Origin of the sequence: Paucisalibacillus algeriensis (genome assembly GCF_000577245.1) — a bacterium.
Classification (GTDB): domain Bacteria; phylum Bacillota; class Bacilli; order Bacillales; family Amphibacillaceae; genus Ornithinibacillus.
Map to the genome: position 1 here is coordinate 1 of NZ_CBYO010000009.1, position 11,976 is coordinate 11,976.

The 11,976-nt window shown below is 33.8% G+C and carries 11 protein-coding genes and 1 pseudogene; 9 read left to right on the forward strand and 3 right to left on the reverse strand.

Features of this window, described 5'->3' with window-relative positions; genetic code table 11:
• Positions 1–164: 164 nt before the first annotated feature.
• Positions 165–515, forward strand: coding sequence for a DUF3221 domain-containing protein (locus TY11_RS06640; RefSeq protein WP_042144299.1), 351 nt, complete (start codon positions 165–167; stop codon positions 513–515).
• Between the two features lie 211 nt (positions 516–726).
• Here TY11_RS06640 and TY11_RS06645 read toward each other — a convergent pair whose 3' ends face one another.
• Together TY11_RS06645 and pdxR are read right to left on the reverse strand one after the other, a co-directional pair.
• A complete protein-coding gene (locus tag TY11_RS06645; RefSeq protein WP_255342660.1) occupies positions 727–1,026 on the reverse strand; it encodes a transposase in 300 nt (99 codons plus the stop codon).
• Complete coding sequence (gene pdxR, locus TY11_RS06650; protein WP_042144301.1) at positions 1,019–2,416, reverse strand: MocR-like pyridoxine biosynthesis transcription factor PdxR; 1,398 nt, start codon at positions 2,414–2,416, stop codon at positions 1,019–1,021. Before pdxR ends, TY11_RS06645 begins: the two co-directional genes overlap by 8 nt.
• Before the next feature lie 127 nt (positions 2,417–2,543).
• Between pdxR and TY11_RS06655 the strand changes: the two genes are divergently transcribed.
• The 7 genes from TY11_RS06655 (at position 2,544) to TY11_RS06685 (ending at position 10,079) form a co-directional block, all read left to right on the forward strand.
• Positions 2,544–2,972: a DUF2000 domain-containing protein gene (locus TY11_RS06655; RefSeq protein ID WP_042144303.1), complete on the forward strand. Its 429-nt coding sequence runs from the start codon at positions 2,544–2,546 to the stop codon at positions 2,970–2,972.
• Positions 2,973–2,981: 9 nt separating this feature from the next.
• Positions 2,982–3,149 (forward strand): hypothetical protein, encoded by a 168-nt coding sequence (locus TY11_RS06660; RefSeq protein WP_231495793.1) that lies wholly within the window; start codon positions 2,982–2,984, stop codon positions 3,147–3,149.
• Positions 3,150–3,528: 379 nt separating this feature from the next.
• Positions 3,529–4,488 (forward strand): proline dehydrogenase family protein, encoded by a 960-nt coding sequence (locus TY11_RS06665; RefSeq protein ID WP_042144305.1) that lies wholly within the window; start codon positions 3,529–3,531, stop codon positions 4,486–4,488.
• A 731-nt stretch (positions 4,489–5,219) separates the two neighbouring features.
• On the forward strand, positions 5,220–6,221 hold the full coding sequence (locus TY11_RS06670) for a zinc-dependent alcohol dehydrogenase family protein (protein WP_042144308.1): 1,002 nt from the start codon (positions 5,220–5,222) through the stop codon (positions 6,219–6,221).
• A gap of 112 nt (positions 6,222–6,333) precedes the next feature.
• Positions 6,334–7,191, forward strand: a complete 858-nt coding sequence (locus TY11_RS06675; RefSeq protein ID WP_042144310.1) for a PhzF family phenazine biosynthesis protein — start codon at positions 6,334–6,336, stop codon at positions 7,189–7,191.
• A 642-nt stretch (positions 7,192–7,833) separates the two neighbouring features.
• A complete protein-coding gene (locus TY11_RS06680; RefSeq protein WP_042144312.1) occupies positions 7,834–8,793 on the forward strand; it encodes a serine hydrolase domain-containing protein in 960 nt (319 codons plus the stop codon).
• A gap of 239 nt (positions 8,794–9,032) precedes the next feature.
• Positions 9,033–10,079, forward strand: coding sequence for an NAD-dependent epimerase/dehydratase family protein (locus TY11_RS06685; protein ID WP_042144314.1), 1,047 nt, complete (start codon positions 9,033–9,035; stop codon positions 10,077–10,079).
• A gap of 244 nt (positions 10,080–10,323) precedes the next feature.
• Here the strand turns inward: TY11_RS06685 and TY11_RS06690 are convergent.
• Positions 10,324–11,101, reverse strand: a pseudogene (locus TY11_RS06690) (HAD-IIB family hydrolase).
• Between the two features lie 94 nt (positions 11,102–11,195).
• Between TY11_RS06690 and TY11_RS06695 the strand changes: the two are divergent.
• Entirely contained in the window at positions 11,196–11,894 is a 699-nt protein-coding gene (locus TY11_RS06695; protein ID WP_042144317.1) for a Crp/Fnr family transcriptional regulator, read from the forward strand.
• Positions 11,895–11,976: the final 82 nt, after the last annotated feature.

The following is an 11,976-nucleotide window of genomic DNA, read 5'->3' on the forward strand; positions in this document are numbered from 1 at the left end:
AGATAAAATAAACCAATACATATCGAATATAAACTAGTAAGAAAATCTAAGAAAACGTGAGAAATCGGTAGATTTCACTTTCTATATTGAGGGAGATTAGTGGAATAACGTATTTGAAACTTTACTTAATAAGGTAACGTCTTTTAATTAAAGGGGTTGGTAATATGAAAAAAACAATTATACTTGTATCACTGCTTTTCGCTATGGTAATTTTGGCAGACGTAATCAATATGTTTAGAACAAGCGATTCAATGACATTAGATGGTTACCTCTTTAAAAAAGATGGAACTTATTATTTAATTAATGATGAAAATTTTGATGCAGAGGTTGCAAATGAAATAGCGGGTGAAGAGTTAATATGGAACTTTAGCCAAGTTTATGTAATTGATAAAATACCATTTTCATTTTCGAAGTTTCGAAGTGGTCAAAAGGTTAAAGTATGGCATAATGGAACGATTTTTGAATCTAATCCTGCCAAGGTAAAAGTATTAAAAATGAAAAAGATGAATTTGTAAGTTACCTATTATTATTGATTTTGTAAGACATAAAAAGGTATTTAGAAATTAGTTTGTGAAACTATCTACTTAAATTAAACCAGCTAATAGTTGTCAATATTTTTCTCTAAAAATCCTAAATAGCTTATGATATACTAAATTTGCACATACCAAATAACCCTCCTTCAATCTCCAATTGGAAGGTTTTGGGGTATATGGTTAAATTGTTTATTTAAGCAATATCTTGGAAGGTAGTATTACTTTTCAATAATGCGTAAATCCAATGTAATAACTTGTTTGCACATGCTATTACGTCTACTTTGTAAGGTTTTCCTTCTTCGCGTTTTTTATCATAAAAGGCTCGTAACTTCCTGTTACGGGGAATGATTTCATCCGTTGTTTTCTGTTTCCGAGAATCACGGATGGCGGAGCGAACTGCCATAAATAGAGCGTGTCTTAATCGGCTAGATCCTCTTTTAGTGATTCGATTCACGGTTCCTTTAATTACCGAGTGGTTTTCCCTGTTATTTATTGTGCAAGACTCTCTTTATTCTTGCTACTCCTTCTGCAATATTAACTTCATCTAAATTTCCAAAGCCTAAAATAATATAATTTGAATATAATCCTTTGTTAATGGTATGCAGTTCAACAGGGTACATTTTTATGCCATGACCATGTAATTTTGATAGGAGATTTTCCGTAAAATGAATTCCATTAAATTCAGCAACTAAATGTAATCCAGTAGAATCACCATATATATTAACGTTATCCACAAATTCTTTATAAAGCTGCTCTTTTAGAAAATCTCTTCTTTTTCGATAAATTTTCTTCATATGATAGATATGTTTTTCTAAGTGACCTTCTTTAATAAACAGGGCAAGTGTAAGTTGCTCTAAAGAGGGTGTATGTAAGTCACTGAAATACTTTAGTGTACGGCCACGTTCAATTAGTGCTGGAGGAAGTATTATGTATCCTAACCGTAATGCCGGTGAAAGTATCTTACTGAATGTACCTATGTATATAGTTCGATTAGGGTCTAGCCCCTGCAATGAACTGATAGAAGGGCCTTCATATCGAAATTCACTATCATAATCATCTTCAACGATATAACTGTCCACTTTTCTGGCAAATTCGATTAGTTGAATCCTCCTTTGAATTGGTAAAGTTCCTCCGATAGGAAACTGATGAGATGGTGTGACAAAGATAAACGCTGGTTTTAATTCGTGAGGTATTTGGTTTGTATCCATTCCATTTTCATCAACTCTGATAGGGAGAAGGGAGGCCCCATATGATTGAAAGATTGTTTGAATTTCATGTGTAATTGGATCCTCGATGATTACTTTGTCATTTGCTGAAATAAGCAATTTAGCTATTAATGTCAATGCTTGAGTAGCTCCAGTTGTAATGACTAATTGTTCAGGGTGGCATTCCACACCTCTTGTTCGAAGTAAATAGTCTGATAATACGGTTCTTAACTCTATACGCCCTTCCGGTGAATCATACCCAAATAGGGCATGATCGGTATCAATGCTTACACGTTTCGCTAAGTTTCCCCATTGTTTTCTTGGAAATAAGTTCAATGCTGGGATACCGGAACGAAAATCAATCATATTGTCATTTTTCTTTGGCGAGTTATTTTCCAACATAAAAGGAGTATTCATTTCTGTCTTTTTTAAATAAGCTCCTGCTGCTACAAATGTTCCTGCACCTTGATGTCCTTCTAAAAAACCTTCAGCAAGTAATTGATCATAAGCTTCCAAAACAACATTACGAGAAACTTCCAGTTCTTCTGCTAATTGCCGGGTGGAAGGAAGACGATATCCTGCCGAAAGCTCACCATTTAATATTTTTGTTCTCAATTGTTGATAAATCTGTCGTATTAACGGTATCTTTAGTGAACGGTCAATCATTAACCATGCCATCTATTTAATCTCCTTGAAAAATTGGTACTATAAAACATTCATATTATTGGTACTACTTTAGACCATTTTAATATGGTAATTTTAATACATCCAAATAGATTCATTTTAAAAAATTGGAGGAATTTAAGTGAGCCAACAAAGTAATGAGATTAAATGTGTTTTATTGATTGATTCCGAACTGCCGTTGGGTTATTTAGCTAATACCGCAGCTGTTCTGGCCCTTACGATAGGAAAAAGAGCTGAAGGAATTATAGGTCCTGATGTAGTGGATGGTTCGGGTCAAATACATACCGGCATTACAACAATACCTCTTCCCATTTTAAAAACTACGAGGGAAGACTTACAAGCATTAAAACAGAAGATATCTTCTGAAGCATTTCAAGATTTGCTTGTTGTTTATTTTTCTAATGCTGCACAAACTACCAATAACTATGAAGAATACATTCAGAAAATAGCTACCTATACAAGAGAAGATCTGCATTATTTGGGTATTGCTTTATACGGTGATCGTAAAAAGATTAACAAGTTGACAGGTAATCTGTCCCTTTTAAGGTAGGTGTTGAAGATGGAATTAACTCGAACTCTTGGAATTCGTGCTTCAACATCCATTGGAATCGGTGCTATGGTTGGTGCGGGGATATTTGTGCTTAGTGGGGTTGCTACCGGTAAGGCAGGCCCTGCAGGGGTAATGCTGTTGATGGAATCCGTGCTTTACACTCAGAAATCAATATAATTCTTATTAATTCTGATGAGTCCATTATTAAATAAAAAAAGGAATTAAAATCGTTTGAATTACAATAATGTTAAGGAATACACATAAAGTAACGGGTAGTTTTAGTTTAGGAAACGTTATAACAAAACAGAAAACAACTCAAATATACTGAGTTGTTTTTTTGCAATTCTTTTAAATTTTGTTAAGACCTGTCAGTAGTTAAACATGTCATCCATTGATCCCCTTTAAATTGGTACTATCAAACATTCGGCTAATTGGCACTACTTTAGGCCACTTTAACATGGTAATTTTTACTTAGAAAGAAAAGCTATTCATTTCCAAACTAGGGAATGAGAATGAGAAGAGACTAAAAAATGTTTGAACAAGGGATGTGATTTTTATGGTTAATGAAGAAAAACGATTATCCAACGCATTAAAATCAATTGCAAGAAATCAAGAAATAAAAGCTTATCTTCAAAACTCAAAAGAACTTTTTACACTTTTAATGAAGGGCGCCAACCGGTTCGTGGCGGGAACAACGCGAACTGAAGGGATAGAGCGCGCCACTTATTTGTATAACAAAGGATATCAGATTTCATTAGAATTCATTGGAGAAAATACAACATCTGAGCATGAGTGTAAGTCTGCAAAGAAAGAATTTGAGGAATTAATTAAGGAACTAGGGGCTAATCAAATAAAAGGAACCGTATCTTTTGATCTTTCACATATAGGCATGATGATTACTGATTCATTAGCGTATAGCCATCTGGAAGAATTAGCAAGAGTAGCGCAAGAAAATGAGATTCAATTAATGATTAGCATGGAGGAATCTCAAAAAACGAATAAGATTTTATCCATTTATAGGGACATTTCAAGGTTATACGCTAACGTTGGAATAACATTGCAGGTTCATCTAAATCGATCTTTGACGGATCTTAAAGAGTTATTGCAGATGCCGGGTAGAATTCGTTTAGTAAAGGGGGCTTATCAAGAACCTGAAGGTATATTTATACCTAGATCTGAAGAGTTAAATAAACGGTACATTGAATTTGTTTCAATGTGTGTAGAAAGTGACCATCCACTTTCTATTGCTACTCATGATGAAAACTTATTGTTGGATCTAAATGCAAAGGGATATTTACAAAGTCAGAATGTTGAAGTCGAAATGTTAGATGGAGTTCGATCAGACTTGTTAAAAACTTTAAAGGAAGATGATATTCCATCCAAAGTTTATGTTACATATGGTACGGAATGGTATCTATATTTAGTTCATCGCATTTCAGAATACCCACCTAATGTATATACTCTTATCTCTGATATTCTTGAACAAGGTGATGTTCAGCGGCATCTTTTTTATTGAATTAAGGGAACAAGCTAAGCACATTTAACAAGGATTAAGCATTTGCTTATTCCTTGTTATACTAATTCGCACTTTCTAAGTAAGTCAGTACTCTTTTTACTACTCTTATTTGTTATTTTCCAATTCTGCTTTTTATCATCAAAAGACATTAAATATAAATTATTTATCCCACTAAGTTTTTTCTCCAGTACATTTCCCTTTTTTCTTTCTTTATTCAGATAGAATACTGGAGACCAATCTCCACCAATACTGTGACTCAGCAATATTTATTAAAATATATAATAAATATTTTTGTTGAGTAGTTAGATTATCTTTATTTGGTGCAATTTCCGTATTAGAGATGTAATTATAACCATCTACTTGAATTTAGTATGATATGATAAAATCCTTTGTAATAGTTTGTACTGCTTCTTCTTCTGTTAATTTAGCATTTACATTTGATGCGTAAGCTGTAAAAGATAACATTTTTACTCATATTTTTCCTCCGTTGATTTAGTCTTGTTTATTATTACCTAAATATTACTAGTTATTTCAAAAGTTCTTATTTAACTAATAGTGCTATCTTGAGTAAGGTTAAAATATTTACATTCCACAATCGAGAGTTTAAACGTAGCAAGGAAAGGCGCTCATTTTCTTCAATCTCAGGGCCACATTGGGAAGTAAAGGTAAAGCTTGTTAGTTGAAGGTGATATAATTAAATAAAATTGCTTTAATGAAGGAGACTAATAGTTTTGGATGCAAATTGTATTAAATTCTACGAATTTGGTAGTCCTAAAGATGTTCTAAAAGTTGAATATAAAACCATTGAATCACCAAAAGATAATGAAGTTCTTGTTCGTATGTTAGCTCGCCCAATAAATCCCTCTGACTTAATACCGATAGGAGGATCTTATGCTCACCGGATTTCTTTACCAAATATTCCGGGATATGAAGGAGTTGGTATAGTAGAAAATGTAGGTCCTTTAGTTTCTAAAAACCTTATTGGTAAACGTGTGTTACCTTTACGTGGGGAAGGTACATGGCAAGAATTCGTTAAAACATCAGCAGAATATGCAGTTTGCATACCTGATACTATTGATGATTTTACGGCAGCACAAATGTATATAAATCCAATTACAGCATGGGTTGTTTGTACTGAAGTATTGAGATTAAAACCGGATGATGTTTTATTGGTTAATGCGTGCGGCTCTGCTATTGGGCATATTTTTACTCAATTATCGAAGATTTTAGGTTTTCGATTAATTGCAGTGACTAGAAATAATAAATATACAGAAGACTTACTTCATCTTGGTGCTTCTTATGTGATTGATACCTCTCAAACTTCTCTCTATGAAACAGTTATGGAATTAACAAATGGAATAGGTGCAAATGCTGCTATTGATTCCGTTGGAGGTTCGTCTGGAAATGATTTGGCTTTTAGTGTCCGCACTAATGGGAACTTTTTAACTATTGGTCTTTTATCAGGGATACAAGTTAACTGGGCCGACATTGTAAATAAAGCAAAGGTGAATGCGAATATATTCCATTTACGAAAATGGAATAAAAATGTCTCAGCAGATAAATGGAAAGAAACTTTCAATCATTTAATAAGGCTAGTAGCTAATAAAAATTTACGCTTGATGATGGTAGATTCTAAATATGATTTGTCGGATGTGAATAAGGCTATTGATATTATGGAATCTTCTAAAATAACTAAAGGGAAAGTATTTTTAACAAGCAATCGAGTTAATTAATCTTCAACTAATGGGTTGTAGAGTAATTATTGCAAAATGCTTAGAAAATCGAAAATATTTTTTAGTTAAGCAAAGGGGATACTTTAAACTAATAACAAAGGGAGAATTAAAATTGTTATATTATGTAATTGATGCTTTTACAGAAACAAAATTTGGAGGGAATCCAGCAGGAGTAGTAATCCATGAAAATTTGAACGAAGGGTTTATGCAGAAATTTGCTGCAGAAGTTCGCTTTTCAGAAACAGCATTTATCAAAAAAATAAACGATAAAAATTTTGAAATAAAGTTTTTCACACCGACTTCACAAGTTGAACTTTGTGGACATGCTACTATTGCATCTTTCAAAGCCCTTTTGGACAGTCATGCTATTGAAGATAACAATACATATTTTATGAAAACACTCGCCGGCACACTTTCTGTTGAAGTATATCAATCATTTATAATGATGGAGCAAGCTGAACCAAAGCTTGGAAGAGTTTTTGATGATTATGATGTTTTGTCTGACATATTTAAAATTAACATGAGTCAAATTGGCGATATAAATTTTAATCTTGTTCCTCAAGCTGTAAGCACGGGTCTTTGGGATATAATGCTTCCTATAAAAACAAAGGATGCTCTGTATGCTCTAAATCCCGATCTTAAAGCACTTGCTGAATATACAAAGAGCAATAAAGTGGGGGGAGTCCATGCATTTACTCTTGATACAAAAGAAGGAATAGCAGAAAGTAGAAACTTTTGCCCGCTCTATGGTATTGATGAGGAAGCCGCAACAGGCACTTCAAATGGGGCATTAACATACTATCTTTTTACTGACCACGTATTAAATAAATTTAATCAAGAGTACACTTTCCTTCAAGGGTATAGTATGGGCAGACCTTCTAATATCATTACAAAATTAATTAATAAGAATAATCCAAAAGTTATGGTAGGTGGGAAAGCAATTATATTGACCAAAGGTAAGCTATACTAAGCGTCTTCTTCTTATGCCTAATAAAAGAATACGGGTATTCCACATTCCGGCGCTCAATACTAATAAAGTTGGAAACTGACTAAAAAGTCGAACAGTATATTAAGATTAAGAAATTTAGGCTACCTGATCTTACCATTAATAAATAATACTTTTTTAGAGATAATACTTGCCATGAATTAGGGGAACTACAATGAAGAAAATAAGTAACAAAAATTGAGGAAAACAGAATACTTCAAATAAAAAGCTATCCCAACAGGGATAGCTTTTTATACTTTTTAAACAAATACACCATATATTACACAGAAAATAAGTGATAAGGGGGATGATGTTTCGGCTAAGAGAAAACGGGATACCACATCCGAGAAAATTGAGAAATGGATAAAGGAGGATAAGTTTTTTGTGTACTCTTTTTATCGCTAATTATTAAAAGGAGTAAAGTCACTACCTAAAGTAATCAATATTCCGATTGAAAGAGTGATTGAATCATCATTTTCCCACATTGTTATTTATATGTAAACAAAGAATTGAAAATAATTTTATAATAAATTATTCTTTATTACATCAATATTGATCACTCATTTTAACGAAAGGAATGGATTGATATATTTGACGTCAATGTGTCAATACGAAAAGGAGGTAAGAATGAATAATAATCCTAATTCTAACTTTGAAGATTTAATAGAAAAAGAATATTCCAATATAGCAGGTATTGCTATTAGAAAAAAAGATACTTTGATTTATGAAAAATATTTTGATGGGTACACCAAAGAGGATGTATTGCATATAGCATCTGTAACAAAAAGTATTATGTCAGTTCTTATTGGTATTGCAATAAATAAAGAATATATTAAAAATATAGAACAGAAAGTATTAGAATTTTTTCCGGATTACACAGTTAGGCGTGGCGAAAAAACAATACAAAATGTCACCATAAAAAATTTGATGACAATGACTGCACCATATAAATATAAGTCAGAGCCATATACAAAGATTTATACAAGTGATGACTGGGTAAAAGCTACATTGGATTTGCTAGGTGGAAAAGGTGGTATTGGAGAGTTTAAATATTCTACCGTTGGCACACATATTTTATCAGGTGTTCTTACAAATGCAACTGGTCAATCTGTGATTGATTACGCTACAGAGAGCTTGTTTAAACCTCTTGAAATCAAAGCTCCTAATAATGCATTTATACAAAATAAAGAAGAACATTTCGCTTTTCTTAAGGATAAATATGTAACTGGTTGGGTAGCAGACCCAAAAGGTATAAACACCGCCGGTTGGGGGCTTACTTTAACGCCACGGGATATGGCTAAAGTAGGTCAGTTATATTTAAGTGGCGGTGTATGGAACGGTAATCAAATTCTATCTTCCAAATGGATAGAGGAAAGCACAAAGGAAAAAAGTCGATGGGGAGAGTTGTCATATGGTTACCTGTGGTGGATTGTTGATGATTGCTATGCAGCTTTGGGTGATGGTGGAAATGTAATTTTCATAAACCCTAAAAAGGAAATGGTAGTTGCTATTGCTTCTCGCTTTATGCCACGTGCCAAGGATAGGATAGAATTGATTAGAAAGCATATTATGCCATTGTTCGAATAGAGTCAAGAGATTGTGAAGTTTTCTACTTAAACTATTTGGTGCAATACTTAAAGAATTTGCTCCAAGAAGGTCACCTTTTCCTTATTGTGAAATTGTAATAATTTTAGGAATATTATGCTAGTATTGAAATAGAAGTTATTATGCTAACAGGGTAGTTTACTTAAACAATCGTCATTAGCTTTTTTTCAACAATCTGGCCTGAATGTAATTGTAGGCAATTAAAGGAATGGGGGAAAAGTATGAAGGTTCTTATATTGGGAGGTACTCGGTTTTTAGGAAAAGCTTTGGTAGAAGAAGGATTGAAAAGAGGTCATGAAATCACATTATTCAATCGTGGGACCAATAAAGAGGCGTTTTCTGATGTGGAACAGCTCAACGGTGATAGGGACGGAGATGTATCACAGCTCGAAAACAGGAAATGGGATGTTGTAATGGACACATGTGGCTTCGCTCCTCACCAAATAAACAAAATTGCAGCTGTTCTCGGGACTAGCATCGAACATTATACATACATTTCAAGCATCTCCGTTTATAAAGATTGGATTCCGTTCAATATCGCAGAAGACTATCATTTACAGTCAATGCCATCAGATCAATTGAAAGACGTATTGAAAAACGTTGAGGAAGGAAGAATTTCTCCTTATGAACATTACGGTGCTTTGAAGGTGCTATGTGAAGCAGAAGCAGAGAAATATTGGCCGGGGCGGGTGTTGCATATCAGGGCAGGTCAGCTTGTCGGGCAGTTTGACTATACGGATCGGCTCCCGTACTGGGTTCAACGTGTGGCAGTAGGCGGAAACATAATGGTGCCTGGAAGTCCGAACCGTCCAATTCAACTAATCGACGTGAAAGATATAGCAACATGGGTGTTTGATATGGTGAAAAAAAGAAAAGCTGGAACGTTCAATGTTACAGGTCCCGATTATGAATTGACGATGGAAGAGCTTTTAAACACGTGTAAAGTAGTTACAAACAGCGATGCTGAATTTGTCTGGGTAGATGAAGAATTTGTGTTGGAACATGAAATACAGCCGTGGACGGAAATGCCGTTATGGATTCCTGAACAATTTCCGTTAGAAGGAGAAACTGAGCCGTGGAAAATGTGTATAAGCGTAAAAAAAGCTTTAGACGCAGGGCTTTCCTTTCGTCGTCTTGAAGAAACAATACATGATGTATATCAATGGGAAAAATCGAGAAAGGATTCAAAAAGAAAAACAGGTATAACGCGTAAAAAAGAGCAAGAGGTACTAGATGCCTGGTTCCATTTGAAGGAAATTCACAAGTAGCTTGGAATTTAACTAATAAAGTAGGATTGTAGAATTAGGAAAGAACTGAAGAAAAATTAGAGCGGTGCTGCTTGCCTGGGCTGTAAGTTGAATCAGTGGTGGCGGATCTCACTTCCGCATTTACTGTCTTCTATCTGCATATAATGTGCTTGTCAAATAGCTTTATATACAAAATTACTAAGTAAGGCATTAAAAACCTTCTACGTTATACTTCGAAAGAGTTGTAGAAGGTTTTATCTTTAACTCAACAATTCCTTGTATAATCGTAAATGCGAGAAAGCTGATCTAGTTTTTCAACAATCATATCTTCTGTATTCTCATCTAATGAAATTGTTTCTGAAGCATACTTGGCTAAATCCTTATGGTAACTAATCATTACGGAATGCTTTGCACTCATAAACATTGTAATATCGTTAGCGTCATTTCCAAATGCTATATATTCATCCTGTTTTATTCCTAACCTACTTATAGCACTCCATTTATGAATATTTTTTGGACTTATATCAAGCACATTTTCATCTCCATGTGTATGTGTTATTACATCAAGGGTGGATATTCTTTTAGTAAGTTCTTCCATGTTATCAGAAGTTAAAATCAGAATCTTAATAATTGATTTATGAACATCTAAATCAACCAATTTTGCTAATTTAAACGGGTCAAGATTATTTAAAATTGGATGATCTTGAGAACCGGTATAGGAATAATCCCACTCCCCATCAATTAAGTACGTAGCTTTAAACTCAGCTAAAATAGATTTTATGGAGTCAATTTGGGAATCGGTAAAAGAGTCGGAATGAAATTATACTACCATTCTTTGAGATTAAAGATCCATTTCCACCAATCATTGGGTATGCATGAAAACGCTCATGTAAGACAGGAAGTAAATCACGAATCGGTCTAGCTGAAGCAAATATGACTTCATGCCCATGTGCAACTAGCGTTTCTAATGATACTAGTATCTTTTCAGAAACTGGCTTACCGTTAAAGCAAATTGTCCCATCTAAATCGAACACAAATTTCATTTTATGACACTCCTACAAATATTTTATTGTCCTTATCATATCAGTTAATCTTATAATGAAAAGGACATATGTCCTAAAAGGAGGGAGTTTTTATATGAAATTTATTCAAGACTTGAAGTTACTTCAATCAAAATTAAGAGAACATAGTATTGAGCAAATATTTAACCAGAAAAGACCACTTCCATTTACATTGCAGCAATATGAACAAGATGAAATAATTTTACTAGAAGGAAATGAACTGAAATCACTATTGTTTTTAGTGGAAGGAAAAGCGAAAGTAACGTCTAGTGTTGAAACCGGAAAATCACTTTTACTACGATTTGTCCAACCTTTCTCCATTATTGGTGATATTGAACTAATTCGAGACGTTCCTGTCCAGTCACAGGTTAAAGCAGTTAACGAATGCTTATTAATCGGATTACCTTTTGATTACATAAAACAACATGAAATGAATAACCCGATGTTTTTGCAAACACTTTTAGAACATGTAAGTTATAAACTTCAAACTTGCACCACAGCATCTCGTGTCAATTTATTGGCATCTGTGGAAAACAAATTTGCAAGTTTCCTAATGTCCACGATATCACCTGAGCCTGACAATAATTTTGGAATAGAACTAAGGACTTCCAATATTAAAGAGATTGCAGATTTACTTGGCACGACATATCGACATCTAAATCGAGTTATTAATTCGCTATGCCAAAGGAAAATTATTAAAAAAGATAAAGATTCTATTCGAATATTAAATTGGTCTGTTTTGGGGGAAATTTCCAATGGAATCCGTTATGAATAACGAATAACCTTCTTTTCTATTGAATATTAGGATATGACTCTATTCTTTAGAGTATGGGCTGTTCCAGTAGCGGCTCTCAACC

What these genes read in the sequence shown, in the direction of transcription:
- TY11_RS06665 (WP_042144305.1), top strand. Translation starts at nt 3,529, where the DNA reads ATGGTTAATGAAGAAAAACGATTATCCAACGCATTAAAATCAATTGCA.
- TY11_RS06695 (WP_042144317.1), top strand. Translation starts at nt 11,196, where the DNA reads ATGAAATTTATTCAAGACTTGAAGTTACTTCAATCAAAATTAAGAGAA.
- TY11_RS06660 (WP_231495793.1), top strand. Translation starts at nt 2,982, where the DNA reads ATGGAATTAACTCGAACTCTTGGAATTCGTGCTTCAACATCCATTGGA.
- TY11_RS06685 (WP_042144314.1), top strand. Translation starts at nt 9,033, where the DNA reads ATGAAGGTTCTTATATTGGGAGGTACTCGGTTTTTAGGAAAAGCTTTG.
- TY11_RS06680 (WP_042144312.1), top strand. Translation starts at nt 7,834, where the DNA reads ATGAATAATAATCCTAATTCTAACTTTGAAGATTTAATAGAAAAAGAA.
- TY11_RS06640 (WP_042144299.1), top strand. Translation starts at nt 165, where the DNA reads ATGAAAAAAACAATTATACTTGTATCACTGCTTTTCGCTATGGTAATT.
- pdxR (WP_042144301.1), bottom strand. Translation starts at nt 2,416, where the DNA reads ATGGCATGGTTAATGATTGACCGTTCACTAAAGATACCGTTAATACGA.